This is a genomic window from Haloarcula rubra, assembly GCF_019599465.1.
Lineage (GTDB): Archaea > Halobacteriota > Halobacteria > Halobacteriales > Haloarculaceae > Haloarcula > Haloarcula rubra.
On the sequence record NZ_RKLR01000003.1, the window covers coordinates 402,717 to 428,347 of the forward strand.

The 25,631-nt window shown below is 66.7% G+C and carries 23 protein-coding genes; 8 read left to right on the forward strand and 15 right to left on the reverse strand.

Annotated elements, in window-relative coordinates:
* Window positions 1–3 precede the first annotated feature (3 nt).
* Window positions 4–2,277, reverse strand: coding sequence for a DUF6789 family protein (locus EGH21_RS10365; protein ID WP_220618400.1), 2,274 nt, complete (start codon window positions 2,275–2,277; stop codon window positions 4–6).
* 166 nt (window positions 2,278–2,443) lie between these two features.
* Here EGH21_RS10365 and coxB point away from each other — a divergent pair, with 166 nt between their 5' ends.
* Window positions 2,444–3,223, forward strand: coding sequence for a cytochrome c oxidase subunit II (gene coxB / locus EGH21_RS10370; RefSeq protein WP_220618401.1), 780 nt, complete (start codon window positions 2,444–2,446; stop codon window positions 3,221–3,223).
* A 1-nt stretch (window position 3,224) separates the two neighbouring features.
* Here coxB and EGH21_RS10375 read toward each other — a convergent pair whose 3' ends face one another.
* Complete coding sequence (locus tag EGH21_RS10375) at window positions 3,225–4,145, reverse strand: LTA synthase family protein (protein WP_220618402.1); 921 nt, start codon at window positions 4,143–4,145, stop codon at window positions 3,225–3,227.
* Between the two features lie 217 nt (window positions 4,146–4,362).
* Here EGH21_RS10375 and EGH21_RS10380 point away from each other — a divergent pair, with 217 nt between their 5' ends.
* Window positions 4,363–4,920 carry a DUF420 domain-containing protein gene (locus EGH21_RS10380; protein WP_220618403.1) on the forward strand — a complete coding sequence of 186 codons (558 nt, stop codon included), beginning with the start codon at window positions 4,363–4,365 and terminating at the stop codon, window positions 4,918–4,920.
* Between the two features lie 157 nt (window positions 4,921–5,077).
* Here the strand turns inward: EGH21_RS10380 and EGH21_RS10385 are convergent, their stop codons facing one another.
* The 6 genes from EGH21_RS10385 to EGH21_RS10410 form a co-directional block, all read right to left on the reverse strand.
* A complete protein-coding gene (locus EGH21_RS10385; RefSeq protein WP_220618404.1) occupies window positions 5,078–6,892 on the reverse strand; it encodes an asparagine synthase-related protein in 1,815 nt (604 codons plus the stop codon).
* Window positions 6,893–7,092: 200 nt separating this feature from the next.
* The gene (gene purF, locus EGH21_RS10390; RefSeq protein WP_220618405.1) at window positions 7,093–8,535 is read right to left on the reverse strand and encodes an amidophosphoribosyltransferase; all 1,443 of its coding nucleotides are present in this window, start codon (window positions 8,533–8,535) and stop codon (window positions 7,093–7,095) included.
* 12 nt (window positions 8,536–8,547) lie between these two features.
* The gene (locus EGH21_RS10395; RefSeq protein WP_004517916.1) at window positions 8,548–8,721 is read right to left on the reverse strand and encodes a 50S ribosomal protein L37e; all 174 of its coding nucleotides are present in this window, start codon (window positions 8,719–8,721) and stop codon (window positions 8,548–8,550) included.
* Complete coding sequence (locus tag EGH21_RS10400) at window positions 8,718–8,900, reverse strand: LSM domain-containing protein (protein WP_220618406.1); 183 nt, start codon at window positions 8,898–8,900, stop codon at window positions 8,718–8,720. The genes EGH21_RS10395 and EGH21_RS10400 overlap by 4 nt, the downstream gene beginning before the upstream one ends.
* 98 nt (window positions 8,901–8,998) lie before the next feature.
* Complete coding sequence (locus EGH21_RS10405) at window positions 8,999–10,147, reverse strand: AI-2E family transporter (protein WP_220618407.1); 1,149 nt, start codon at window positions 10,145–10,147, stop codon at window positions 8,999–9,001.
* Between the two features lie 149 nt (window positions 10,148–10,296).
* Window positions 10,297–11,355, reverse strand: a complete 1,059-nt coding sequence (locus EGH21_RS10410; RefSeq protein ID WP_220618408.1) for a zinc-binding metallopeptidase family protein — start codon at window positions 11,353–11,355, stop codon at window positions 10,297–10,299.
* 77 nt (window positions 11,356–11,432) lie between these two features.
* Between EGH21_RS10410 and EGH21_RS10415 the strand changes: the two genes are divergently transcribed.
* The 3 genes from EGH21_RS10415 (at window position 11,433) to EGH21_RS10425 (ending at window position 13,887) form a co-directional block, all read left to right on the forward strand.
* Window positions 11,433–11,684, forward strand: a complete 252-nt coding sequence (locus EGH21_RS10415; protein ID WP_220618409.1) for a hypothetical protein — start codon at window positions 11,433–11,435, stop codon at window positions 11,682–11,684.
* Window positions 11,685–11,745: 61 nt separating this feature from the next.
* Complete coding sequence (locus EGH21_RS10420) at window positions 11,746–12,696, forward strand: zinc-dependent metalloprotease (RefSeq protein ID WP_220618410.1); 951 nt, start codon at window positions 11,746–11,748, stop codon at window positions 12,694–12,696.
* A 96-nt stretch (window positions 12,697–12,792) separates the two neighbouring features.
* Entirely contained in the window at window positions 12,793–13,887 is a 1,095-nt protein-coding gene (locus tag EGH21_RS10425) for a GNAT family N-acetyltransferase (RefSeq protein WP_220618411.1), read from the forward strand.
* 6 nt (window positions 13,888–13,893) lie between these two features.
* Here EGH21_RS10425 and EGH21_RS10430 read toward each other — a convergent pair whose 3' ends face one another.
* Window positions 13,894–14,232 (reverse strand): hypothetical protein, encoded by a 339-nt coding sequence (locus EGH21_RS10430; RefSeq protein ID WP_220618412.1) that lies wholly within the window; start codon window positions 14,230–14,232, stop codon window positions 13,894–13,896.
* Window positions 14,233–14,266: 34 nt separating this feature from the next.
* Window positions 14,267–14,812, reverse strand: a complete 546-nt coding sequence (locus EGH21_RS10435; protein ID WP_220618413.1) for a hypothetical protein — start codon at window positions 14,810–14,812, stop codon at window positions 14,267–14,269.
* A gap of 117 nt (window positions 14,813–14,929) precedes the next feature.
* Here EGH21_RS10435 and EGH21_RS10440 point away from each other — a divergent pair, with 117 nt between their 5' ends.
* Entirely contained in the window at window positions 14,930–15,310 is a 381-nt protein-coding gene (locus EGH21_RS10440) for a DUF2237 family protein (protein WP_220618414.1), read from the forward strand.
* Window positions 15,311–15,318: 8 nt separating this feature from the next.
* Here EGH21_RS10440 and EGH21_RS10445 read toward each other — a convergent pair whose 3' ends face one another.
* On the reverse strand, window positions 15,319–15,492 hold the full coding sequence (locus tag EGH21_RS10445; RefSeq protein WP_220618415.1) for a DUF7556 family protein: 174 nt from the start codon (window positions 15,490–15,492) through the stop codon (window positions 15,319–15,321).
* A gap of 261 nt (window positions 15,493–15,753) precedes the next feature.
* Here EGH21_RS10445 and EGH21_RS10450 point away from each other — a divergent pair, with 261 nt between their 5' ends.
* Window positions 15,754–18,540 (forward strand): AAA domain-containing protein, encoded by a 2,787-nt coding sequence (locus EGH21_RS10450; RefSeq protein ID WP_220618416.1) that lies wholly within the window; start codon window positions 15,754–15,756, stop codon window positions 18,538–18,540.
* A gap of 229 nt (window positions 18,541–18,769) precedes the next feature.
* On the opposite strand, the gene EGH21_RS10455 is transcribed toward EGH21_RS10450, so the two are convergent.
* Both EGH21_RS10455 and EGH21_RS10460 read right to left on the reverse strand, forming a co-directional pair.
* Window positions 18,770–20,347, reverse strand: coding sequence for a PH domain-containing protein (locus tag EGH21_RS10455; RefSeq protein ID WP_220618417.1), 1,578 nt, complete (start codon window positions 20,345–20,347; stop codon window positions 18,770–18,772).
* Window positions 20,344–20,805, reverse strand: coding sequence for a PH domain-containing protein (locus EGH21_RS10460; RefSeq protein WP_220618418.1), 462 nt, complete (start codon window positions 20,803–20,805; stop codon window positions 20,344–20,346). The genes EGH21_RS10455 and EGH21_RS10460 overlap by 4 nt, the downstream gene beginning before the upstream one ends.
* Before the next feature lie 320 nt (window positions 20,806–21,125).
* On the opposite strand from EGH21_RS10460, the gene EGH21_RS10465 reads away from it, so the two are divergent.
* Entirely contained in the window at window positions 21,126–22,004 is an 879-nt protein-coding gene (locus tag EGH21_RS10465; RefSeq protein WP_220618419.1) for a hypothetical protein, read from the forward strand.
* A gap of 51 nt (window positions 22,005–22,055) precedes the next feature.
* On the opposite strand, the gene EGH21_RS10470 is transcribed toward EGH21_RS10465, so the two are convergent.
* Both EGH21_RS10470 and EGH21_RS10475 read right to left on the reverse strand, forming a co-directional pair.
* Window positions 22,056–22,682, reverse strand: coding sequence for a beta-class carbonic anhydrase (locus tag EGH21_RS10470; RefSeq protein ID WP_220618420.1), 627 nt, complete (start codon window positions 22,680–22,682; stop codon window positions 22,056–22,058).
* Window positions 22,683–22,751: 69 nt separating this feature from the next.
* Entirely contained in the window at window positions 22,752–25,502 is a 2,751-nt protein-coding gene (locus EGH21_RS10475) for an ATP-dependent helicase (protein ID WP_220618421.1), read from the reverse strand.
* Between the last annotated feature and the right edge of the window lie 129 nt (window positions 25,503–25,631).

Sequence of the window (25,631 nt, forward strand, 5' to 3'; positions counted from 1 at the left end):
CGGTCAGGCCTCCATCTCCCGTCGCTCGCGTCGGCGCGAGCGGAGGTACTGGAAGGTCACGGTCAGTCCAAGTCCGTACGCCCAGTGCGCGACGAGGACGAACCCGAGGTAGCCGACGAGTGCCAGTCCCTGCTGGCCGGTGTAGAAGGCGATGGCGAACCCGGTGGAGATGAGCGTCGCGAACACGAGTCCCGTCTCGAACAGCAGTCGCCCGGGGAGGTACTCCTGGAACGCGAGAAAGAGGAGCGGCCACGTCACCGTGCCGCCGACGAGGAACAGCGCCGCGCCGAGGAGTGGGTCCGCCGGCAGGCCGACGAGTTCGGCTATCTCGCCGAACGACGACGGGTCGAGGACGTCGACGACGACGGCAGTCCCGATACCACCGGTCATCAACACCGTGCCGACGAAGCCACCGGCGGCCGCCATCGACGCGTTCCGGTAGACGTTCTCGGCGACGGTCCCGACCCCGCCGAGGAGCCCCAGCGGTTCCATCTCCGGCGCGTACGACCGCCGCGTGGTCGTCGGTTCGGCCGGTTCGAGGTCGTACTTCTCCACCATCCGCTCCTCGAACCACTGCCACTCGCGGGTGAACTGGTCGGTCGCTTTCAGTTCCCACGGGTCCGTCGTCTGGACGACGTCGCCCTGCCAGTAGGACACCAGCATATTGTAGAGCCACAGCAGGGCGCTGAGGCCGATGACGTAGGCGCCGACGGTCGCTATCTGCTGGGCGAGTTGGTACTCCGGCGGGTAGATTGCCTGTCGGCGCGGCAGTCCCAGTCCGCCGATGACTAACAGGGTCATGAACGTCACGAACGACCCGAAGACGATGAGGACTGCCTGAAACTTCGCCAGTCGCGTGTCGTACCAGCGACCGGTGATGAGCGGGTACCAGTAGTAACTGGCCGCTATCATCAGGAACGGGATGATACCGACGACGATGAGGTGGAAGTGCCCGACGACGTAGTAGGTGCCGTGGTACAGTACGTCGATGGGGATGACGGCGAGGAAGACGCCCGTGACCCCGCCGACGATGAACGTCGAGATGCCCCCCGCACAGAGGATGAACGGGGCCGTCATGCGGACGTCGCCGTCCCACAGCGTCGTTATCCAGTTGAACACCTTGATGGCGCTGGGCACGGCGATGGCGATAGAGATGGCCATGAAGGAGGCCTTGATCCGGGGGTCCACGCTCGTCGTGAACATGTGGTGGGCCCAGACGCCGAACGACAGCACGCCGAGGCCCAGCGTCGAGTAGACGACGAACTTGTAGCCGAACAGTTTCCGGCCGACGAACTTCGGGAGGAGCGTACTCATCAACCCCGAGGCGGGGAGGAACAGGATGTACACCTCCGGGTGTCCCCAGAACCAGAACAGGTGTTGCCAGAGGATGGCACCGCCGCCCTCCGTCGCGAAGAACGTCGTCCCGAGGTTCCGGTCCAGCAGGAGCATCACCAGCGCACTCCCCAGCAGTGGGAACGCGAACAGGGCGAGGCCGCTGGTCACGAGCATGTTCCACGAGAAGATGTCGAGGTTCGCCCACGTCACGTCGTCCGCTCGCTCGTAGACGATGGTGGAGATGAAGTTGATGGCACCCACCGTCGTCGCGATGCCCGAGAGGTGCAGTCCGAGCAACAGCATGTCTATCTGTGGGTTCGGTTGCTGGACCGACAGTGGCGCGTACAGCGTCCACCCGACGCTCACCTCGCGGACGGTGAGGAAGAAGGCGATGGTGTCCTCGGGGAGGAACAGGCTGAGGAACTGGCCGCCGACCTGTACGAGCAGTCCCATCCTGACGAGCAACAGCGCCGGGGGCAACAGCCAGAAGCCGATGGCGTTGACGCGCGGGAACGCCATGTCGTCGGCGCCGATGAGCAGCGGCAGGACGTAGTTGCCGATGCCGAAGAACACGGGCAGGACGAAGAAGATGAGCATCGTCAGGCCGTGCGTGGTGAACAGCGCGTTGTACGTCTCCGGCGACCAGATGTCGGCGGGCGGGGAGAGCAGTTCCGTCCGCAGCATCATCGCGTCGACGCCGCCCCACAGGCCGGCGACAGTCCCGAAGGCGATGTAGAGGAGGCCGATGTCGCGGTGGTTCGTCGTGGTCAGCCAGCGGTACACCTGCGACTGGAGGCGGCCTATCTCGAAGCGAATCTCTTCGCGCGTCGTGTACCCGCCGTCGCTCTCCGGGCGGGCGCGGCGACGGGCCACGAACCAGAGGGTCAGTATCCCCAGCGCGAGAACCGCGAGGGCAGACCCTTCGACGACCGCTCGGTTCATCCGCGTCCCTCCGAGAAGCCACCGCCAGTCGGGAGGCACACAGTCCGGAGCGACATTGCCACACACTGCCAGTCCCACGCTGATAAAACTACCCGACGACGGGGTAGTGATGGACCGGCCACCCGCTGGCCAAGCTATTTGTGACGCCCGGCGGAAGCTATTCGCAATGCGTCTCAGTCGCGTGGCGGCGTGGCTCTGTGTCCTCGCTGCCGGCGCCCTCCTGTTCACGACGCCCGCCGCCGCACAGTCGCTGAACAGAGCGGCCATCGACGAACTGAACGAGCAACTGCTGTACGTCGCCCTGCCGCTGACGCTGTTCGTCGAACTGACGCTCGTCTACGCCATCTACCGGTTCCGGAACAACGACGAGCCGAAACCGACCATCGACGACCCCGCACTGGAGATTACGTGGACGGCCGCGACGGGCGCGATTCTCGTGTTCGTCGGCATCTCCGCGTTCTTCGTGCTGTCGAACCCCTACATCACGCCCGCGGCCGCCGGTCCGACCGAACCCGGCGGCGAACTCCAGAGCGACATGGAGATAGAGGTCCTCGCCTACCAGTGGGGATGGGAGTTCCACTACCCCGACTCGAACGTCACCACGCAGTCCCGTCTCGTCGTCCCGGCGAACACGGACGTCCGGTTCACGCTCAGGTCGGCCGACGTCATCCACTCCATCTACGTGCCCGAACTCGGCGTCAAGCAGGACATCTTCCCGGGGCAGGCGACTGTCGCGCGAACGAACGCGACCCAGACCGGGTCCTACCGGCTCTACTGTGCCGAACTGTGTGGCTCCGGTCACACTCGGATGCACGCCACCGTCGTCGTGTTGAACCAGTCCGCGTACGACGACTGGGTGGCCGGCCAGCGGTCGGGGAACGCCGCCGACTCGACGGGCGGAGCGAACGCGACCGAGACGACCGCTCGCGTCGACGCTCGGCCCTGAGTCACTGCAAGTACCCCAACTGACGGAGGTGTTCGTCGGTGTCCGTCTCGGCTTCTCGTTCCGGCGGCACCAGCGTCGGCTCGAACGACTCGGTGTCGGTGGCCGTCGTCTCGGCCCACGGGACGCGCCGGACGGTCGGCACCGGGACGGCGTAGCGGTGCATGTACATCCCCCACTCGCCGTAGGCGTTGCCGTGGTCGGCGCTCAGCACCACCCGGTCGGCGTCCAGATTCTCCAGAAGCAGTTCCACTTCGTCCAGCACCCAGCGGAGGTTGTCGAGGTACGCGTTCCAGACCTTCTCGTAGTCGCCGCCGTTCTTGAGGTAGTCGAACGGTTCCCCCTCCCACGGTTCCAGCGTCTCGCGCCCCTCGGCGATGGCCCGTGCCGTGAACGGGTGGTGTGGCTGTTCGTAGTGGACGACGAGGCGTTCCGGGTCCCGCTCTCGGCCGACGCTGATGGCCCGTTCGGTCACCGGTCGCGGGAGCGTCAGTCCGACCGGCGGCGGGTCGGCGTACTTCCACGGTTGGTCGACGTAGTCGAAGTCCTCCGGGCGGAGGGTCTGCCAGTCGGTGAACGAGATGCCGCGGCCAGTCTCGGGGAACTCTCGGTTGCGCAGGACTCGCTCCGTGAACGCGTTCGCGGAGACCAGCGCCGTCCCTTCGACGTCGGAGCGGTAGCGTTCGGTGAACGTCTGGGCGATCCACTCCGCGGACGCGGACCCCACGGACCAGATGGCGTCGACGTCCTCGACGAAGTCGTACTCCGGGGCCACCTCTCGGAGTGCGTCCACCCGGCACGTATCGAGGATGACGAGGGCGTCCCAGTCCCGTTCGTAGACGTTCGTCCCGACGGGATACCGGGACAGCACCGACATGGCGGCCCCGACGTACTGGTAGTAGGCCCACTTGAGTAGCGATGTCACACGGGGCTCTCGGGAGAGAAGACACATTGTAACACACAGAAAACGCGTTCTAAGACGGCCCTAAAGACATTCTTCTCTCGAAGGTATTTGTTGTCGAAGGTGGACTGTATCCGTGCAGTCTCGTCGTAAGCAGGTTGTACTGTCCCCGGGGCGTCCTCGGGACGTCTCCCCGGGCCGTGTCACAACCCACATTATCGCGACCCACCTACGTCGTCACATGATAGCTGTTCGTGAGCGCGTCCCTGCACTGACCGGGTTGTTGACCGTCGTCTCGCTGGCCCTCGTGTTCGGTGCGGTACTGGGCGCGATTCCGCGTACCGTCCTCCCGCGGGCGCCGGACGCCGTCGTCGCAGCCATCCCGCACGTCAACGCCGTCGTCAGTGCGACGGCCATCGTCACCATCCTCGCCGGTATCAGCGCGATTCGAGACGGAGAGGTCCGTCGACACCGGCGACTGATGGTCACGACGTTCGGGTTGTTCGCGACGTTCCTCGTCCTCTATCTCTACCGGGTGACGCTGGAAGGGCCGACGGACTTCGCCGGCCCCGCCGTCGTCGAGTCGTACGTCTACCTCCCGCTACTGGCCGTCCACATCCTCCTCGCCATCGTGGCCATCCCGGCCGTCTACTACGTCCTCCTGCTGGCCGCGAGCTATCCCGTCTCGGAACTCGGCCAGACGAACCACCCGCGGGCCGGCAAACTGGCCGCGGGACTGTGGCTCGTCTCCTTCTCGCTGGGCATCGTCGTCTACGCGATGTTGTATCTGGTGTGGTGACTCGAACGACGGGTCGGCGACGCACGAACGAGTGGCCGGACAGGTCGAGGAAGGCGCCGCGAATCCGGCCGTGATTGAGTCACGGTTTCGCTTCGCTCGGGCGCGTGCAGCGAAACGACCTGTGGTCTCTCGACTCGACGGGCGCGAGAACCCACGGTCAGGCGAACTGGTCGCTCCGGTACTCCGTCAACACGGGGTCGTCCCTGTGGTACTCGAGGAGCGACGTGAGCGTCAGCACGTGGTACCGCTGTGTCCGTGTGTACGCCCCGGGGTCGTCGAGGACGGTCCGTTCGAGGCCGTGTCTGTCGAGGACCGCCCGCTGGGTGCGTGTGGCTTGCTCGCGCAGGCAGTCGACGAACGCCGCGGCGGGCCGGTCGCTGTCGCTACTGATCCCCAAGACGGACTTTATCGCCGGTTTGACGGCCTCGAAGAGGTCCGGATGGCGTTGTAAGGCGTTGTAGAGAGCGACCCGTGCTTCGTGCCCGACGCTGCTCGGCGGCGCGCCGAAGTTCGCGTTCGGCACGGCCGCCAGTTCGGGCGAAAGCTCCTCTAGAAACGCCGCGTAGAGCCGGTAGCGCCGTTTCTGGGTATCCGGGATAGACATCGCGTATTCGAAGACGTCGGGGGCGTAGAACGGCGTCGTCGTCCAGAGGTGGTTCCGGTTCGTGTCCGTCGCCTCGAAGAGCCACGCGAACGCTCGCTGGAACAGTTCGAAGTGGACGAACCGCTTCGAGAGCGACGATTCCGGATAGTCGAGGACTGTCTCACGGACGTCGGCTCGAATCTCGGCCTCCGAGACGCCGGTCATCGCCTCGACGTCCTCGGCGTCGAACCTCCCCTCGGACTGCAGGACGTACGAGACGAGGTCCTCGACTGACGCTACCTCGACGACCGGGGAGATGTCGGGGACGAGTTTGTCGCCGCCGTCGCCGGTGTACGACCACGCCGGCCCGTCGGCGTCCGCCCTGACCCGTCTGAGGAACGGTTGCATGTGTGCGATGCTGAACGAGTCCGTCCCTCCGGTCATGTCTAGGTGGTGGAGCAGGTCCGTCCCGTCCGGACCGGGCGTCGGCAAGCGGTCCCAGTTCGAACCGACGGCGTCGGTCAGTCGCTGGGCGAGGTCGATGTCCGCGCGAGAATCGTGTTCGAAGTCGCGGGTCATGGCGCGGTACGACACGTCGCACCGCTCGAACGCCCCGAGCACTGCCCGCGAGTCCAGCCCGCCGCTCAGGAGGACTACGTTCTCACCGGGAGCAGCGGTCGCCCGGCGCTCGCAGGCGTCCGTGAACCGGCGTGCTAGCTCACGGGCGTTCTCCCTGACGCTGGCGTCCGCGTTCGTCTCCTCGTCGAAGTCGAACTCGTAGTGTCGTTCGACGGTCAGGGCACCGGTGTCCGTCTCGACTCGGACGTGGTGGCCCTCGGGGAGGCGGCGGAGGCCAGCGTAGAGCGTCCGGTCGGCCAGCGCGTAACCGAGACGGAGGTACTCGGCGACGGCGAGGCGGTCGAACTCCGTACAGTTCCCGAGACGGGCGAGAATCGGTTTGTTGCGACCGACCAGCGCGACATCGGCGTCGGGCGCGTAGAACAGTGGCAGTTGCCCCAGACGGTCCGGGACGACGGTCATCGTTTCCGCGGCGGCGTCGTGTGCGTAGAACACGAACTCGCCGTCGAGGCTTCGAAGCCACGTCGGGTCCGTCGGCGCGGCGTCGCCGTCGACGAACCGCCGTTCGAGTTCGGCCCGGAGCGTCGCCTCGTCGCGGTTGTAGACGACGCCCTCGACGAACACCGAACACTCCCCGAACGTGAAGCGTCTGAACGGATACTCGGGGTACAGGGCCGTCGTCACGCGACAGTTCCCGAGGTCGTACGAATCGTACTCGTACCGGTCGTCGTAGAGCGCCGGGCGGTGAGCCGCCTCGGTCTCGTCGGTCGCCGGAAGCCGCGCCCCAGCCAACACGTTGATACCGGGCATATACCACAACCGAGTGGTATGCACATCAAAAAGTATAGAGCGCAATTCGTAGTTTAGCCGGCGTTTACTGTCACAGAGAGTGTAAGGCGCTTACCAGATGGTTCCGCTGGCACCGGCCTAGTGAACGGTCGTCGCACCACTGGGGCCCGGTACTGAACCACGCTCGTGTGAGAGAAACAGCCGCCTCGCTGCGCGTGCTCTCAATCGTCGGCGACGGTCGGTTCGCCGCCGATCTCGGGGCGCGTGACATCGCGGTCGGTCTCCTCGCCCTCGATGTCGTAGGGGTACTCGCCGGTCACACAGCCCAGACAGAGGTCGGCTCTGCTCGTCTCCAGCGTCTCGGCGATGGCGTCGATGGAGAGGTACGACAGGGAGTCGGCCTCGATTTCGTCGCGAATCTCCTCGACGGACTGGTCGCCGGCGATGAGTTCGTCGCGCGAGGCCATGTCGATGCCCATGTAACACGGCGCGACGATGGGCGGCGCGCCGATGCGGACGTTGACCTCCTCGGCGCCGGCGTCTTTCAGCAACTGGATGAGTTGGGTCGAGGTCGTCCCGCGGACGATGGAGTCGTCGATGATGGTGACCTTCTTGCCCTCTATCGTCGACTTGATGGGGTTGAGTTTCAGGCGGACGGCCCGCTCGCGTTCGTCCTGTGTCGGCATGATGAACGTGCGGCCGACGTAGCGGTTCTTCATCAGGCCCTCGGCGAACTCGATGTCCGAGCCGTCGTCCTGGGCGGCCTCGGCGTACCCGGAGGCGAAGGCGCGCCCGGAGTCCGGAACCGGGAGCACGACGTCGGACTCGACGCCGGACTCCTCCCAGAGTTTGCGGCCCAGTTCACGTCGCACCTCGTAGACCAGACTGTCGTCGATGGTCGAGTCCGGGCGGGCGAAGTAGACGTGTTCGAAGAAGCAGTGGGCCGTGTTCGTCTGTTCGACGAGTTGGTACGTGTCGTAGCCTGTGCCGTCGGGGTGGAGGACGACCAGTTCGCCCGGCGCGACGTCCCGGATGAGTTCGCCGTCCAGCGTGTCGATGGCGGCCGACTCCGAGGTGAGGACGTAGCCGTCGTCCAGTTTCCCGATACAGAGCGGTCGGTTCCCCTGCGGGTCCCGGACGCCCAGTACCGTCTCGTCGTGCATGATGGTCAGCGAGTACGACCCGTGGATGCGCTCCATCGTCCGCTTGACGGCGCGGACGAGGTCTTCTTCCAGTAAGTTGCGCGCGAGGTCGTGGGCGATGACCTCGGTGTCGCCGTCGCTCGTGAAGGCGTGACCGAGGTCGGCCAGTTCGTCGCCTATCTCGTCGGCGTTGACGAGGTTCCCGTTGTGAGAGAGGCCCAGCGACCCGGACTTGAACGAGACGGAGAACGGTTGCGCACAGCAGGCGTTGACGCTCCCCGCCGTGGGGTACCGGACGTGGCCGATGCCGTTCGACCCGTTCAGCGATTCGAGGTCACCGGGGCCGAAGGCGTCGCCGACGAGGCCCATCTCGACGTGGCTGTGTTGCTGGAACCCGTCGTGGGTGACGATGCCGGCCGACTCCTGGCCGCGGTGCTGGAGGGCGTACAGGGAGTAGTAGAGGGGGCGGGCGGCGTCACGGTCCTCGAGGGAGATGCCGACGACGCCGCACTTCTCGTGCATGGTAGGTGAGTGTTATTCGCCGGCTTTCGACTGCCACTCGTAGTCTCGTCGTTTGGCCGATTTACCGAACCCGCACGACGAACAGACTTTCTTCTTGGTGTGATACGACTTCTCGCCACACCGCCGACACTTCGTGTGTGTCGTGGTGTTCTTCTTCCCCTGGCTCGGGGTTCCTGCACCAGTCATGGGTTAATCGAGACGACGTTATCCCCGCGTATAATCGTTGTGTCTTCGTCTTCGATGACGAGGTTCATGTGCTGGTCGTACCCAGTCAGCGTCCCCTCGAACATCTCGCCGCCCTTGAGTTGTACAGTGACTTCCTCGCCGAGCGAGGCTTCGAGAACGTCAAGCGGTCGTCCACTCATGTTCGGTTGGGATAGTGACTGCCGCTTAAACGTACCGCTTGCGCGGCCCGGGACGGGACGTAGATTCGACAGATGCGGGTGCTAACGGGCAGACCTGTCTACGCAGGGTCACTTTCCGGCGAGTTGTTCGTCGGGTCCTCGGCCGTATCCGGCTCCGCTGGCTCGTGGTCCGCAGGCTCTGTGTGTGGCGGGGGCGTCGTCGGCCGGCCGCCGGCGACGAGCGTCGGCAGGACTATACGCGCGAAGTGGAACACGACGACGAGCACCAGCGGACCGAGGAAGAGGCCGTACCAGCCGAACAGCAGTGGGCCGAGCACGTACGCTATCATCACGAGCCCGACGTGGAGGTTGCGCCCGGAGACGTACGGCCGGAGGAGCACGTCGGGGATGAGGTCGACGAACACGACGGTCAGGACGACGAACGCGGTGGGGAACCAGAGCGGGTCGTCCGCCACGACGGCGCGCGCGAACAGGCCGACGGCGACGGGGACGTACACCAGTTTCATGCCGACCACCGGAATCAGACTCGCGGCACCGGCGAGGACGCCGACCAGCGCCGGGTACGGGATGCCCGTCGCCGGCGCGAAGGCGTTCAACACGGTGTAGAGGACGACGGCGACGATGGCGACGACGAACGCGTTGAGGATGTTCCCGAAGTAGACGCTGCCGAGGTCCTCGTCGACCGCGTGGACGTACGCGTCGAACGTCCCGGTCCCGTTCCCGAAGGTCCCCCGGAGCCACCGTCCGAGTCGCGGGCCATCTCGGAGGAGGTAGAACGCGACGGCGAGCGCCAGAAAGAGGTTGACGAGCGCCGTCCCGACCAGCGGGATGTAGTCGAGGACCCCCTCCGCGAGCAACTGGCCGGCGTCGACGACGTCGGGGTTCCGGAGCAACATGGCCGGGTCCTGTACGATTTCGGAGACGTCCAGATACGGTTCGACTCGGTCGGCCAACGGTCCGAGGTCGACCGCCTGAGCGAGTCGGTCGAGTTCCTGTGCGGCGACGGCGAGGGTGTACCCCACGAGGAGGACGACCGGGACGGCGAGCGCTCCGATAGCCGTCGCCGCGGCGATGCTGGGGCGTAATCTGTTCCGCAGTCGTCGGTGGGCCGGCCGCGCGACGTAGTAGAGGAACACCCCGAAGACGAACGTCCCGACGTAACTGGCGACCACCCACGCCACGACGACGGCGGCGACGAGTCCGGCGACCACCCACGCCGCCCGGCCCCGTGAGAACGGCAGGTCCATACTACGACGTCGTCCTCCTCGACGGTCGGAGACGGGTCGCTGGAGCGAAGCGGGGGCGACAGGAAGCGGCGCCGGCCATGTATCGCCTTCCGCCACGACGCCGGTTGGTTATAGTCCGGATACCCCTCGGCCACCGAGGTAAGGCCCGCTTAGACGTCGACGCTGAACGGCGCGTGGTCGTCGGCGCGGACGGCGAATCCGGCTATCAGGTCCGCGACTCCCGCTAAGTCGTCCGGGTCGACGACCTCGACGGGAGTGTGCATGTATCGGTTCGGCAGGCCGACGTTGGCCGACGGGATGCCGCCGCGTGCCGTGAAGAACGCGTCGGCGTCCGTCCCGGTCCTGATGCCCGCGGCCTGCAACTGGACGTCACGGTCCTCGTCCGCACCGGCCTCGCGGAGGGCGTCGACGACGACCGGGTGGTTGGCGCTCCCGCGTGCGACGACCGGGCCGCCGCCGAGTTCGATGCCGTTCGACCGCTTGCCCGGCGAGTCGGGGTTGTCCGTCGCGTGGGTGACGTCGACGGCGAGGACGGCGTCCGGGTCGAGGTCGAACCCGACCATCTTCGCGCCCTGTAGCCCGACCTCCTCCTGTACCGTCGAGACGGCGTGGACGGTGGCGTCGACGCCGCGTTCCGCGGCCCGGCGCAGGCCCTCTGCGGCGGCCCAGATGCCGATGCGGTTGTCCATCCCACGGGCGGCGAGCCGACCGTTCTCGAGTTCGCTGAGGGTCTGCTGGAACGTCACCGGGTCGCCACGGTCGACCAGTTCCGCGAGTTCGTCGCCGTCCTCGGCACCCACGTCGACGTGCTGTTCGGCCACGTCGGGAACGCTCTCGTCGTCCGGGTCCCTGAGGTGGATGGCCGTCTGGCCGACGACGCCCGAGACGGGGCCGTCGGCGGTGTGGACCGTGACGTGTTGGCCGCGAGAGACGGTCTTGTCGGACCCGCCGATGCGTTCGATGCGGAGGAAGCCGTCGTCGGTCAAATCGCGCACGATGAAGCCGATCTCGTCGCCGTGACCCGCCAGCGCCACCGACGTGTCGTTGCCGTGGAGGGTTGCGACGGCGTTCCCGTAGTCGTCGGTGCGTACCTCGTCGGCGAACTCGCGCACGTAGTCGAGCCACACCCGCTGGCTCTCGGCCTCGTAGCCGGACGGTGCCGGCGTCGTCAGTAGCGATTCGAGGAACGTTCGTCGACGTTCGTCCATACCCGGCCTATGCCGTCGGCTGTGAAGAATTACGGGGCCGCCACAACCGATAAAAGCCGGGCCGGCGAACTATCAGTATGGCGAAATTCACCCTCCTCGAACTGCACTTGGACGGCGCCGAGTTCACCGCGAACGCACCCGGCGTCGGTAGCGACGAGACTGCCGAGACGGCCACCGACGAAGGCGACGCGAGCGACTCCGGCGGCCGCGGCGGAGTGCTCGCACTGGTCGTCCTCCTCGCCCTCGTCGGCGTGGCCGTAGCCGGCAAGAAACTGCTCTCGGGGAGCGACGACGAGGAACTGCCGTCCGTCGATATGGACGAGGAGTGATGCGGAATCACGCCCCCGGCGTGGGGAGAAGGACTATGCCGCCCCGTCCCCTCCTTCGGGTATGGGATTATATCATAGCGTTCGCGCCGTCGCCGGCGCTTCTGGCGACGGTCCGATAGACTGGACCGCCGTCGCCGAGGCCGCGAAGTCGGCGACGGATCCCGGCGACCTCGACGTATCCGCCACGGAGCGACAGGGGTACGCGACGGACGTCCGGGACGCCCGGGATCGCGTCCGGGAAGTCGGGCAGCTCGACTTCGACCTCCCCGAAACAGTCGAGATTCAGCACCGACACCACTGGATAGACGCCAACGTCGCCACCTTCGAACGAGTGATGGCGCCTATCGAACAGCAGGCGGAGTTCATCCCCGGCGTCGCCCGCGTGGTCAACACCGGGTCGATGGCGTTCGCGCTCTCCTTTCTCGGAAACAACGTCCTCGGGCAGTACGACCCCCTCTTGCTCGCCGACGGCGACGACCACGCCCTGTACTTCGTCCGGCCGAACATCCGGAAGGTCGCCGACCAACTCGACGTGGACCACGACCGGTTCCGCCGCTGGATAGCGTTCCACGAGGTGACACACGCCGCCGAGTTCGGGGCCGCGCCGTGGCTCTCCGACCACATGGAGGAGACGATGGAGGAAGCCATCGACCGCCTCACCGACGGCACCCTCGACCGGGACTCGCTGGGAGAACTGGACACGACGATGACCGCCGTCGAGGGGTACGCCGAGTTGCTGATGGACCGGGCCTTCGACGACGAGTACGACGACCTGCGGCGGAAGGTCGACGAGCGACGACAGGGCCGCGGCCCGGTCGCCGAACTCGTCCGGCGGGTCCTGGGCCTCGGGATGAAACGCCAGCAGTACGAACGCGGGAAGGCCTTCTTCGAGGCGGTGGCCGACGAACGCGGCGTCGCGGCCGCCGGTCGGGTGTGGGACTCCCCGGAGACCCTGCCGACCGACGACGAAATCGAGACGCCCGCGCTGTGGATAGAGCGCGTCGACCCGTAGGTCGGCGCCAGAGCGGCCGAACGTCGGCCGCTAGTGGTCCTTACCGCACGAAATTTCACCATTACATAGTCCCCGCTTCGAGTAAGCCGGTGGCAGATGCACATCGTCAGTCGTCTCGCGTCCGGATTCGCTGGTGGCGCCCCGGTTGCGAGCGGCCAGTCACGGCTCGAGGTCGACGTTCTCGAGTCGGTGCGGGAACTGTCTCGCGACGAGTGGAACCACGTCGTCGAGCACGCGAGTCGGGGGAGCGTCTTCCACCGCTACGAGTGGCTCGACGCCGTGGAAGCGGGGCTCGACCGCACGCCCCGACACCTCGTCGTCAGGAAAGACGACAACCTCGTCGGCCTCTTTCCGAACTTCGTCGCGCCCCTCGACGGGGCAGAGCGGCCTCCGTTCCGGCGGCTGACCTCGGTCGACCCCGGGTTCGGCGGGCCGGTGATGACCACGGATACGGACGCAGTGCTCTCGGCGCTGCTCGACGCGGTGCCCGACCTGCTCTCGCCGCGCACTATCGTCCACGAGATACGGGCGCTGGACCCGAGCTATCTCCGGTACAACACGGTCTTGCGGGCCCACGACTACGTGCCGAACCGACGCCGCTGTCGGTTCCTGCTCCACCTGTCGCAGGGGTACGACGACGTCCTCGCGGGGATGAGTCGGTCACGGCGCCGTGGCATCGAGCGCGGGCGCGAGGCGGACTGTCTGGAGGTCGTCGAGGAACCGGTGACGTGGGACTCACTCGACCGATACTACCGCACCTACGAGCAGGTGATGGCCCGTGTCGGCACCGACCCCTTCCCGTTCCGGTTCTTCGAGGAGTTGCTGGATATGGACGACCGACTGCTCCTCGTGACGGCGCGCGTCGACGGACAGTACGCCGGGGGACTGCTGGAGATTCTGGACGACGAGCAGTCGTCGGTCCACGGCTACCTCTCGGCCGTTCCGAAACGGTACTTCGAGCACCACACGTCCGAGCGCCTCTACGACTACGTCCTCCGCTGGGGCATCGACCACGGGTACGACACCTACGACCTCGGGTCGACGAAGCCCGACTACGAGAACGGCGTGTTCCGGTACAAAGAGGGGTTCGGCGGGCAGACGATTCCGACGTTGGTGTGGGAGCGGGGCGCCAGTCCCGTCTGGGACGTCTTCGCCACTGGCCGGTCGCTGTATCTCAAGCACGTCGGCTGACGGTCACTACTCGCGCTTCGACCGTCGGCCGTCGCCGTCCGTCGCTCGCGTCAGCCCATCGTCGTCCGACTCGGAGCGCCGTCGCTTCGTTCGCGCCCCGGGTTTCGGCCCGCGGTCGGTCGTGTCCTCGTAGGGGGTCTCGGCGATGCTGTCGGGGAACGTGAACTCCGCGAGGAGGCGTCCGACGGCGGTCGTACCGACAGCGACGCCGACGACGAGTGGCAGTTCCGCACCACCCCAGAGCGTGACCAGCGCCATCGACCCGCCCACCAGGATGGCGAACCCGAGTTTGAGTTGCTTCAGGAACTTCTCGCGGTCCGCACTGGAGATAGAGGGGCCGACCATCAGGCGTCTCCCGTGCTGTCGTGTGGGTGTGTCATCAGTAGAATCCTCGTTCGACGTCTTCCTCGACGACGTCCTCGAACTCCTTGTCGAGCAGTTCCTCGGCCTCCTCGAAGGTGTCGGTCAGCGAGTCCATCCGCTCTGGACGGTCGTACTGGTCGAACTCCATCGGCCCGTAGGCTGGCGAGTCGACGGCGTCCATCACGTCTTCGAGCATCGCTCGCGGCGTCGTCGGCGCGTCGGCGTGCGTCTCGAGGACTGTCTCGAGGTTCTTCGCCTTCTCCTCGGCGTCGTCCTCGTCTTCCGGCGCCTGCTGGACGCCGAACAGACCCGTCCCGTTCTCGGGGAAGAGCGGGTCGATGTCCTCGTCGATGCGGCGTGCGACCCGCGTGCCGACCCCCTGCACTTCGAAGGGGTTCTTCGCGTACGTCTTGAGTTGGTAGACTCCGGAAGAGGGGTGGCCGACGTACAGGTCCTCGCCGATGCCGTTCGTGCGGTCGCCACCGACGGCGCGCCACCCGCCGGGGTCGGCGTTGCTGTCCATCACGTCTTCGATGATGTCCTGCCAGTCACGAACGCGCATTGTCGGTCGGAGGTTGGTCCCGCGTCAGAATGAAGGCATCGGTCTCCACGGTACGCCGTCGGCCGCGGCCCGACGAGAGAGCCGAACCCCTTTACGCGGACACCCGGAGCTAGCGGTATGGAGAGCGAGTCGAACGTCCTGGGCGGCGACCTCGAAAGCTGTTCACAGGACCCGGTGACCGGGTTCATGCGCGACGGCTACTGCTACCCGCTGCAACGTGACCCCGGCCGGCACGAAATCTGTGCGGTGATGACCGAGACGTTTCTGGAGTACAGCAAGGCGGCGGGCAACGACCTCGTCACGCCCCGCCCCGAACTGAACTTCCCGGGGCTCGAACCGGGCGACCGATGGTGTGTCTGCGTCCCGCGCTGGATAGAGGCCCACGAGGACGGCCACGCGCCGCCGGTCGTGCTGTCGGCCACCAGCGAGGACGTGCTCGAAGACGTCTCACTGGAGACGCTTCGGAGCTACAGCCACGAGAACGAGACGGAGTCCTGAGACGCGGACTATCGCCACTCCGAGACCGTCACGGCGGCGCTCGTCGGAACCGATAGCCACGCCTCGTCGGTCGTGACGTCGGCGACGACGAGGCGGCGCTGGCCGTCTGTCTCGTCCACGGCCGCGACGACGCGCTGGGTATCGACGGGACGACTCTCGACCGGCTCGGTTTCCGCGCTCATATCTCGTCGTTCTCCCTCCGAATAAATGAATGTGGCGGAATTAAGTCGAGAAGAACACATCCAAGTAATGCTGTCGCAGATAACGTCCACTTCCCGCCATCCTCTGCGTCAAAGTGAAACATCCGCTCCGCGTATCAGTATCGTCGGTTCTGTCGGGAGACGACGAGCACCGCTCCCGACACCGAAGAGTCGGCGCTCGGGCCGTCGTCGCAGAGCGGAGTGACCGACAGCGTTTTTCCGTGCCCCGCCGTGACTCAGGCCGTGCAACTTCGCGGCCCCGTCGTCGAGGTGAGCGACCCGAAGACCGTGAACACGCAGTACGGCGAGAGCGACCTCTGTGAGGTGACGCTCCGTCCGGACCGCGGGGCCGGCGACCCGACGACGGTCACGCTCTGGGGGAAGTGGACCGAGACGGCCGACGTACTCGAACCCGGGATGGAACTGGCCGTCTACGACCCGGACGAGCGACAGTATCAGGGCGAGACGCAGTACTCGGTGGGGAGCGACGCCACCGTCGTCGTCGAACCGGACTTCCTCGTGGACGTGACCGACGTCCGGGCGTGGGTGCAGTGCCCCCGGATGTACTACCTCCGGAAACTGGACGGGGCGGACCTCGCGTATCCGCTCGTGAAAGGGACCGTCGTCCACGAGGTGTTCGGTGACCTCCTGCGGGGCCGGGACGTCGAGGCGGCCATCGAGGACCAGGTCGAGGCCGCGGGCCTCGACATCGGCTTGCTCGGCCGGGAGGCCGACGAGGTGGCCGGCGACGTGCGGGACCACGCGAAGGCCATCGAGGGGTGGCTGAATCAGGGGACGCTCACGGACAAAGACGGAGCGGCGAAAGCCGCTGACAGCGCGGAGCGGGACTTCAGTCCCGCGGAGAGCGAGTGGCGCTCCGAGATGACGCTCATCTCCGAACGGTACGGGATGAAGGGGCGGGCCGACGCCGTCCGACGGGGGATGCCGGTCGAACTGAAGACGGGCAAGAACACGAAGCGCGAACCGCGGTTTCAGGACAAGATTCAGGCGACGGCGTACGCGCTGATGCTCGGCGAACGGGCGGCGAACTCGCTGGACGCGAGCGCCGTGATGGCCGGTGACGGTGGGACCACGACGCCCATCGAGGCCGCACCGGACACCGGGACCCTCCTGTACACGAAGAACGCTGCCGTCGACCGCACCGAGGAGAGCGGGGACCTCTCGCCGGCCAAGGAGTTCTCCATCGGGTCGGGCCTGCTGAACTACGTGATTCGGACCCGGAACGCCATCGCGGCGATGGAACACGACACCGGCGTCCCGACGGGGTACGAGGCCAACGCCAAGTGTGAGTACTGCTTCGAGCAGGACACCTGCATGGCCGTCTCCGGCCGTCTCGACCAGGAGTCGAAGGCCGGACAGGTCGGCGTCGCCATCCCCGAAGAGGAGCGGGACTACTTCGAGCGGTACTACGACGCCATCGAGGCCGAGCGTCGGGCGGTCCACCGCGAGTACGCGAAACTCTGGGAGCAGTCCCCCCAGGAACGGGCCGACGACGACCGGGCGCTGGTGGACCTCGACCCCGTCGGGCGCACGGAACTCGACAGCGGGCGCTGGGAGCTCCGGGCCACCGGTACCGGCGCCGTCTCGAAGATTCGCGAAGGTGACCTCGTGATGGCCAGCGACGGGGACCCCGTCACCGGGGACGCGGAACTGGCGCGAGTCGAGCGAGTGGGTGAGGAGATAGTCGTCACCGCCGACGAACCACTGGACCTCCGCCGACTGGACGTGTACCCCTCTGAGCTGACCACCGACCGCCTCCAGAACGCGCTCCACGACGCCCTGTTGACCCAGTCGCCGGACGAGAAGGACGTGCTGTTCGGGCGTCGGGCCCCCGAGTTCGAGACTGTCGAGGAGACGTTCATCGACAACAACGAGGCCCAGAACGAGGCGGTCCAGTTGGCCGTCGGCGCCCAGGACTTCGCGCTGGTCCACGGGCCTCCGGGGACCGGGAAGACCTACACGCTCGCGCGGATGGTCCGGACGCTCGTCGACCGGGGTGACCGCGTCCTGCTGTCGGCGTTCACGAACCGCGCCGTCGACAACGCCATCGAGGCGCTGGAAGAGCAAGGCTACACGGACGTCGTCCGCGTCGGCACCGAGAGCGGCGTTCGCGAGGACATGCAGCAGTACAGACTGGAACAGTCGGGTGACCCCGGCGAGTGTGCGGCGACGCTCCAGAACGCGCAGGTCGTGGCCGCGACGACGGCCACCTGCGGCGGCACCGCGATGCAGAGCCAGTCGTTCGACGTCGCCGTCGTCGACGAGGCCGGTCAGTTGACCGAACCCGGCACGCTGGCGGCGACGACCCTCGCCGACCGGTTCGTCCTCGTGGGCGACCACCAGCAACTCCCACCGGTGGTCCAGTCCGACGACGCCACGCTCTCGACGTCGCTGTTCCAGCGACTCATCGAGACACACCCCGACGCCGGCGTGATGCTCGACCGCCAGTACCGGATGGCACAACACATTCAGGCGTTCGCCTCGCGGGAGTTCTACGACGGTCAGCTACGGCCGGCGACCGGCGAGGTGGCCGCCCAGCGAATCGACGACCTCCCGGGCGTCTCGATGGACGCGTTGCCCGCCCACCTCCGTGACCGCGTCGCTTTCGTCGACCCGGAGGGGACGCAGACGGGCAACACGAACCCCGTCGAGGCCGACGCCGTGGCCGAGGTGGTCGCGGCGTACCGAGACGCGGGGGTGCCCGCGGACGACATCGGCGTCATCGCGCCGTTCCGCGCACAGGTCGCCGAACTCGACCGGCGCCTGCCGGACGTCGCCGTCGACACGGTGGACCGGTTTCAGGGGTCGAGCAAGGAGGTCATCGTCGTCTCCTTCGTCGCGACGGGAGCCCTCGAAGGGCCGATTTTCGAGGACTACCGGCGTATCAACGTCGCGATGACGCGAGCGAAGAAGGCCCTCGTCCTCGTGGGCGACGCGGACGCACTCGGTACGGACGAGGTGTACGGACGGATGGTCGAGTGGGCCGGAGGCGGGCGGGACCCTGCATAGTTAGTACCGTATTTTAAAACCCGCCGGCCACGAATACAACGTATGACAGACTGCCCTGACTGTGGGTTCCCGCTGGCCGCCGAACAGGAGCTGTCCGACCGGACCCTCTTCTCCTGCCAGCAGTGTGGGAAGCGACACGTCGAGTGACCGCTCGGGCCGGACCGCCCTGACGTCGCCCTCCACGCGCCACAGTCCCGGTCCCCCGACCACGTCCCCCTCTACAGAACCGCTACCGACCGCTCTCGTCCATCCTGCGTGCGCGTTTCCGCGCCAGTAAATCCGTGTACAGACGCTTCCGGAGTTCCGTCCGCAGGTCGGTCGCCGTCTCCTCGTCGACGTCGTAGGCAGTCGCCGATCCGCCGAGAACACTCGCCGTACTGGCGGTGTCGGCGGTGACCGTCGCGAGGTCACGGCGGCGCTGGAACGGCGACCGGCCGACGAACACCGTCTGGACGCGATAGTACGGCACGATTCGCGTCGTCTGCGACCAGAACCCCGCACGCGTGGCGAGGACGTCGTCGTCCAGTGCGAACCCGCGGTGTCGCCACCGGAGGTGGGCCGCCAGTGGCACGAGGACGAACAGCCCCAACAGGACCCACCAGTCGCCGGACTCCAGCAAGAACGTGTCGACGGCGTAGCCGACCCCGTTGAGGACGGCGGCGACGACGGCGAAGCGGAACGCGTACCGCCGACGTGCGCGGGTCGGCGGTCGCTCGAACTCGAAGGTGCCGAACGGTTCGATGTCCCGCGCGAGTTCGTACACCTCCTCGCGGGGAGCCATCGGCACGGCGACGCCCTGTTCCGACTGCTGGGTCCCGCCGCCGTACCCCGCCGTCTCGACGACGAGGGTGGCCAGTCCGAACCGTCGCATCAGGACGTTCTCCTTGACCGTCACCGTCTGGACCTTCGACAGCGGGATGGTGCCGCTGTACCGCCGGACGAGGCCGCGCTGATACCGCAGGTCGTCGCCCTCCCGGAACAGGCGGAAGTCGTAGTACTCGACGACGGTGAGCACGACGCTGACGACCAGCGCCGCCAGCAGGAACTCGACGAGCGTCAGCAGCGCGAGTGCGACCAGTCGCGGCGGGCCGAACGGTTCCAGCACCGACGGCGTCAGCGCCGGTTCTGCGCCCACGAGCGTGAGGTTGAACCGGACGATGGCGGCGACGAGGTCCCCACCCAGCGGGAGGCCGGCGAGCGTCAACACCGGCGCGGCCGGGCGCACGGAGACCACGGCGTAGGTGAGCAGGTCGCGCCACGAGAAGGCGAAGAGGTCGGTCACCTCGTCGTCGGCCGCCGACTCGCTCGAAGCCTCACTGTCCGTCTCGTCCGCCGACGAGTCGACGGTCCCGGCCGCTCGGTCGCGGCTCTCACGGTCGAACTGCTGGACGAGGCGACGGAGTCTATCGGCCTCCTCGGGGGCGACGGCGTCCAGCGAGGCCTCGGTGGTGCTCCCACCGGCCGTCTCGAAGTCGACGATTGTCAGCCCGAGCAACCGGTTCAGGACGCCCTGCCGGAGGTCGACGTTCTGAATCCGACCGAGCGGTATCTCACGCGACTGTCTGGCCAGCACCCCCGACTCGACGGCCAGCGTCTCGTCGACAATCTCGTAGCGGAACCGGTAGTACCGGACCAGCGCGAACCCCCCGGTGACCGTCGCTCCGAGTGGGGCCAGCGCGGGCCCGACCCACGCCGGCAGGCCGAGCGACCCCGCCAACGCCGTCCCGACGAAGAAGCCGAAGACGGCGCCCTGAACGGCGGCCCGGCCGACGCGCAAGACTGCGCTCCGCGGGTGGAGCCGTCTCATACTGCGTCGGTGGCCTCGCTCTCGCTGGCGAGGTCACGGAGGCGCTCGCGCAGTTCCGTCGCTCGCTCGGGACGCAGACCGGGGATGGTGATGTCCGCGCCGCGAGAGCCGGCGGTGTAGACGACGACGCTCGCGAGACCCGCCGCTCGCTCGACCGGTCCTCTGGTCGTGTCGACGTGTTGGACCCTGACGTAGGGGACCGACGTGTCCGTTCGCGTCAGGACCCCGCGGACGAGGAACAGCGCGTCGTCCTGCAACCCGAACCGCCAGATTCGGTGGGCGAACACCGCGTGGACGGCGCCGAGAACCACTAGCACGCCCCACCCGACGGCGACGAGGTCGAGCGGTACCGATACCACCAACCGGTCTGCGAGGACCGCGAGTCCGAGCAGGACTGACGCGAAGACGACTGTCCGGCCGGCCCACAGCAGTCTCACTCGCGGATGCAACGACTCCATACGCCACCCGTAGTGCGAGACGCGGATTAAGTGTGGGGCCGAGCGCCGCCCCACCGGGTGTCTCTCACGGCGAAGCGACCCTCGACGTTCCGAGTCTGACACTTCGATCCGGGTCCACGGCACGAACCGTCTGCCAGATTACACGATTGCGCGTTATCACCGGTCCCCCGTCACGGGGTCTATACGGACGTATCCGACACTTACTCTACCGTCTCGTCCAGCGACACAGCGTACGCTTCGCTACCGACCCGTTCGAGACACATAACTATGCGACCGCGCCGGGTGTGCTAGGTCGGGTGACACGAGTCACCCGGATTCACATGCCAGACCCACAATCAGCGAACGGACTGACACGACGCGACGCACTCAAGCGAGGGCTGGCGACGAGTACGGTGCTCGTGGGGTCGCTCACCGTCGGCGGTGCGGCCCTCTCGACGCGGACGGCGGCCCATCCGAAACCCGAAAACCACGACGTCGTGTGGGGTGACGACGTCGGCTACCTCGACGGCGTCGTCCAGACGTACGCGACGACGAACCCGCAGGGGGCACTCTCCTCGCTCGGCGTCTACGTCGACGCAGACGCACTGGCGGCCTTCGACGACGACGCATTGGGGGTGCATCTGGGACTGCCCTCGTCGGTGGACACACACCAGTTCACCTTCGTGGGGTTCCACTACAACCCGGAGGGCCACCCACCGCCGGACGTCTACACCGTCCCGCACTACGACTTCCACTTCTACGTGGTCCCGGAAGAGATGGTCGAGGGCATCCTCGGCGGGCCGGCGACCTTCGACCTCCCAGACGCGCAGACGCCCACGGACTACCAGCGCTTGCCCGTCATCGACAGCGACGGGGACGGCGAACGCGACACCCCACTCGTCGAACCGCACATGGGCGAACACCTCGCCGACACGACAGGGGCGGAGTTCCAGCCCGACGGGTCGTTCACGCACACGAACATCTACGGCGCGTACGACCCGGACGGAGACGGCACCGGACAGTTGACGTTCGTCGAACCGATGGTGACGACCGAGTTCATCGACGGTCTCGACGAGGAACGGGTCGTCGAGATGAAGACGCCCGACGTGTACGCCGTCGCCGACGAGTACCCGACCGCGTACGTCATGCAACCGACGATGCGCGGCGGCGTGTTCGTCTCTATCGAGGAGTTCGCCGAGTTCGACGGCGCGGGGGAGTGAGACGGAGTCAGTCGACCACCGACACCACCACGCCCCTCGCTCCCGGTCGACTCACACTCGCTCGTTGACCTGTTCGGCCACTCGCTCGCCCGGCCGCCTGAGGTGCCCGCTCTCCACCTCGTAGACGTACCCCGTCACCGTCACGTCGTCCGGAATCAGTTCGTGGTTCCGCAAGTACTCCACCTGTGCCGCACAGGCTTCGTCGATGTCGTCGGTCATGCGAATCCACTCCGCGACGGAGTGGTCGCCGAGGTTCAGGTCCGGCATCGACGGGTCGACGTCTACGTCGTCTAAGTCCCCGCCAGCGGCGGCCTCCAGTCCCGCGACCACGTCCTCGTCGCTCGCGCTCATCATCCCGCAGTCGGTGTGGTTCACGACGATAATCTCGGTCGTGTCGAAGAACTGTGTCGTCAGCGCCGCCGACCGGACGACGTCGTCCGTCACCTTCCCGCCGGCGTTCCGGTAAATCTGTGCGTCCCCCAGCGAGAGGCCGAGCGCCTCCTCGACGGGGATTCGTTCGTCCATACAGGCGACGACGAGCAGTTGCTTGTCGGTCGGGATGCCCTTCCGTCGCCGCCGCGCCCAGTCGTCGCGGGCGTCGACGTCGGCGTCGACGGCCTCGTGGACGTGTCCGGGTTCCGGTTCCTCGCGGTCCTCGCCGTGTGTGTGGTGTGGCATCACTGGACGTTCGGTCGCCACTATGACCCGTCTTGTCGTTCGGGCAACTGATACCGCCATCTACGACGCTCAGTCGTCGGTGGCGACCGACCGGTCGGTGTCCCCGTCGCCCTCTATCTCTTCGAGGACGCGACGGTGGAACTCCTCGAGGACGGCGGACTCGTCCTCGGCGAGGACCACGTCGCTGGCCATCAGCGTCGCCAGCCCGAACGCGCGCGGCGACGGCGAGTCGACCCGCGTCGAGACGACGTCGACGGCACCCCGCTGTACGTCGGTCAACACGTCCTCGATGCCGGCGACGTTGAGTTTGTCCTCCAGAATCTCCCGGTACGTCTCCTCGACGACGGCGAAGTCACCGAGGTCCTCGGCGAACCCGAGCAACATCTCCGAGGACACCTGCTGTTCGCTGGCGGACTTCTCGTAGCCCTTGTACCGTTTCAGAATCATCAGCGACCGCGTGGCGTTGATGCGGAAGTACCGCTGGAGGAGGTCGGTGCCGTCGAGACTCGCTCGCAGGTCACCCCGCACGTCCTCCGGGTCGACGTTCTCGACGATGCGCTGGATATCGACCTTCCGATTGAGCGGCATCGAGAGCGTGAACCCGTTGTCCGCCACGGCCACCTGCACGTTGGCGTTGGCCGCCTGTGCCACGCGGTAGGCGAGCAGTCGCGAGAGGCCGTCGTTGAACCGCCGGCCGTAGTTGGAGTGGACGTAGTAGTGGCGCTCGTACTCGTCGTGGTCCATCGCCTCCTCTATCACCAGTCGCTCGTCCGTGGCGACGCTCTCCGGGCCGGCGTAGGCCACCTGTTCGCGGAACATCCGCGCGATGGCGCGGACGCTGTTCTCGTCCAAGGGGAAGTTCCGGAGCCAGTTTCGCACCTCCGACATCCCGCCGCGTTCGAGTTTCTCGAGCAGTTCGCGCTGGAAGGCGAGAATCTCCCGCCCGAGGTCGTACGACAGCGGCAGGCGCTCGGAGAACCACGACGGCACCGTCGGCCGGGCGCTCGTCGGGTCGACGTACACCTTCGACCCGCGGCGGTAGCGGTACTCGTAGTTGGACCCGCCCAGCACGAAGACGTCGCCCTGTTCCAGCGTGTCGAGGTAGGACTCGTCCAGTTGCCCGACCCACTCGTCGCCGCCGCGGACGAACACGTCGCAGGTGAACGAGTCGGGGATGGTGCCGATGTTGGTCATGTAAATGACGCGGGCGAGTCGGCCGCGTTTGCCGACGAGCGGTTCGCCCACCTCGTACTCCTCGTAGTGGTACTCGCCGTCGGGCGGGTCGTTCGTGTCCCGCCATATCTTCGCGTAGACGTTCTTCTCCTCCATCCCGGGGTAGTCCGCGGTGAGGTAGCGACACAGTTGCTCCCACGACTCGTCGGTGTAGTTCCGGTAGGGGTACGCTCGTTCGAGGATGCCGCGGACCTCCCGTTCGGGCCGGACCCGATTGATGGCCATCCCGTAGACGTGTTGTGTCGCCACGTCCTGTGCGTTCTCGGGAATGAACACCCGGTCGACGAACCCGTCTTCGGCCTTCTGCAGCATCACCGCACACTCGACCAGTTCGTCGCGGTCGAGTGCGACCACGCGACCCTCGACGGTCTGCCCGAGTTGGTGGCCGGCGCGGCCGACGCGCTGGAGGAGCGAGGCGACGGACTTCGGGGACCCGACCTGTACGACGAGGTCGATGTAGGGCATGTCGATACCCAGTTCCAGACTGGTCGACGTCGTGACGACGTCCAGTTCGCCGTCCTTCAGAGCCTGCTCGATGCCCTGTCGTTTCTCCTTCGACAGGGACCCGTGGTGACACCCGGAGTTGTCCGCGTCGTAGTCGGCGAAGTTCTCGCGGAGGTTCTGGAGGACGCGTTCGGCTCCGGAGCGCGTGTTCGTGAACACGAGCGTGTTCGTGTGGTCCTGAATCTGCTCGTGGAGGTCGCGGTAGAAGCGTTCGGTGACGACGTCACTCGGCGTGTTGATGAGGTCGTCGGTCGGGCAGGTCAGTTCGACGTCGAAGTCCCGCGCGAACCGCGTGTCGACGATTTCGTACGGTCGGGACTCGCCGCCCGGTTCCTCGCGGCCGACGAGGAACTCCGCGACGGTGTCCAGCGGTTCGACCGTCGCGGAACACCCGATACGGGTGGGCGACGTCTCGGTCATGGCCTCCAGTCGCTCCAGCGACACCGAGAGATGGGTCCCGCGCTTGTTCTCGGCGAGGCTGTGAATCTCGTCGACGACGACGTACTCCACCGTCTCCAGTTTCTCCTTGAACTTCGGGGAGTTCAGCAGGATGGCGAGCGTCTCCGGCGTCGTGTTGAGGATGTGCGGCGTCGTCTCCAGCATCGCCTGTCGCTCGCTGTCGCTCGTGTCGCCGTGGCGGATGGCGTGGCGAATCGCCACGTCCTCGCCCTGTTCGTCGAGTCTGTCGGTGATGCCGTCCAGCGGCACCTCCAGATTCCGGTGGATGTCGTTTGCCAGCGACTTCAGCGGCGAGACGTACAGGCAGTAGACGGAGTTGTCGAGGTCGTCCTCGCGGGCCTTCGCGAACAGTTCGTTGATGATGCCGGTGAAGGACGCGAGCGTCTTGCCCGACCCCGTCGGCGCACAGATGAGGGCGTTCTCGCCCTCGTGGATGAGCGGGATGGCCTCCTTCTGTGGCGGGGTGAAGAATCCGCCGTTCCCGGGGACGTACTCGCCGAACTGCTCGACCCACCAGTCCTGCACGACGGGCGCGAGACAGTCCAGTACGTCCGCGTCGTCGATAGCGACCGAGTCGGCGTCGAACGCCGGGTCGGTCGCCGCGAGGCGCTCTCGTCCTCCCATTGTCGGCTCTTGTGTCAGCGTCGGCCTGCGGGGGGAAGTGGGTTCCGCCACGATAGTTAGGCATCCGGGCAGTACGGACGTGGGTAATACCGTCTTAAACTGGCCACTGGAACAGTGAAATTCCCGTCG

Excerpts from the sequence above, each read along its gene's own strand:
- EGH21_RS10445 (WP_220618415.1), bottom strand. The coding sequence starts at position 15,492 with ATGAGCGCGGAAACCGAGCCGGTCGAGAGTCGTCCCGTCGATACCCAG.
- EGH21_RS10435 (WP_220618413.1), bottom strand. The coding sequence starts at position 14,812 with ATGCGCGTTCGTGACTGGCAGGACATCATCGAAGACGTGATGGACAGC.
- EGH21_RS10470 (WP_220618420.1), bottom strand. The coding sequence starts at position 22,682 with ATGCCACACCACACACACGGCGAGGACCGCGAGGAACCGGAACCCGGA.
- EGH21_RS10380 (WP_220618403.1), top strand. The coding sequence starts at position 4,363 with ATGATAGCTGTTCGTGAGCGCGTCCCTGCACTGACCGGGTTGTTGACC.
- EGH21_RS10365 (WP_220618400.1), bottom strand. The coding sequence starts at position 2,277 with ATGAACCGAGCGGTCGTCGAAGGGTCTGCCCTCGCGGTTCTCGCGCTG.
- EGH21_RS10475 (WP_220618421.1), bottom strand. The coding sequence starts at position 25,502 with ATGGGAGGACGAGAGCGCCTCGCGGCGACCGACCCGGCGTTCGACGCC.
- EGH21_RS10425 (WP_220618411.1), top strand. The coding sequence starts at position 12,793 with ATGCACATCGTCAGTCGTCTCGCGTCCGGATTCGCTGGTGGCGCCCCG.
- EGH21_RS10460 (WP_220618418.1), bottom strand. The coding sequence starts at position 20,805 with ATGGAGTCGTTGCATCCGCGAGTGAGACTGCTGTGGGCCGGCCGGACA.
- EGH21_RS10400 (WP_220618406.1), bottom strand. The coding sequence starts at position 8,900 with ATGAGTGGACGACCGCTTGACGTTCTCGAAGCCTCGCTCGGCGAGGAA.
- coxB (WP_220618401.1), top strand. The coding sequence starts at position 2,444 with ATGCGTCTCAGTCGCGTGGCGGCGTGGCTCTGTGTCCTCGCTGCCGGC.
- EGH21_RS10430 (WP_220618412.1), bottom strand. The coding sequence starts at position 14,232 with ATGGTCGGCCCCTCTATCTCCAGTGCGGACCGCGAGAAGTTCCTGAAG.
- EGH21_RS10455 (WP_220618417.1), bottom strand. The coding sequence starts at position 20,347 with ATGAGACGGCTCCACCCGCGGAGCGCAGTCTTGCGCGTCGGCCGGGCC.
- EGH21_RS10465 (WP_220618419.1), top strand. The coding sequence starts at position 21,126 with ATGCCAGACCCACAATCAGCGAACGGACTGACACGACGCGACGCACTC.
- EGH21_RS10415 (WP_220618409.1), top strand. The coding sequence starts at position 11,433 with ATGGCGAAATTCACCCTCCTCGAACTGCACTTGGACGGCGCCGAGTTC.
- EGH21_RS10385 (WP_220618404.1), bottom strand. The coding sequence starts at position 6,892 with ATGCCCGGTATCAACGTGTTGGCTGGGGCGCGGCTTCCGGCGACCGAC.
- purF (WP_220618405.1), bottom strand. The coding sequence starts at position 8,535 with ATGCACGAGAAGTGCGGCGTCGTCGGCATCTCCCTCGAGGACCGTGAC.
- EGH21_RS10440 (WP_220618414.1), top strand. The coding sequence starts at position 14,930 with ATGGAGAGCGAGTCGAACGTCCTGGGCGGCGACCTCGAAAGCTGTTCA.
- EGH21_RS10405 (WP_220618407.1), bottom strand. The coding sequence starts at position 10,147 with ATGGACCTGCCGTTCTCACGGGGCCGGGCGGCGTGGGTGGTCGCCGGA.
- EGH21_RS10420 (WP_220618410.1), top strand. The coding sequence starts at position 11,746 with ATGGGATTATATCATAGCGTTCGCGCCGTCGCCGGCGCTTCTGGCGAC.
- EGH21_RS10395 (WP_004517916.1), bottom strand. The coding sequence starts at position 8,721 with ATGACTGGTGCAGGAACCCCGAGCCAGGGGAAGAAGAACACCACGACA.
- EGH21_RS10410 (WP_220618408.1), bottom strand. The coding sequence starts at position 11,355 with ATGGACGAACGTCGACGAACGTTCCTCGAATCGCTACTGACGACGCCG.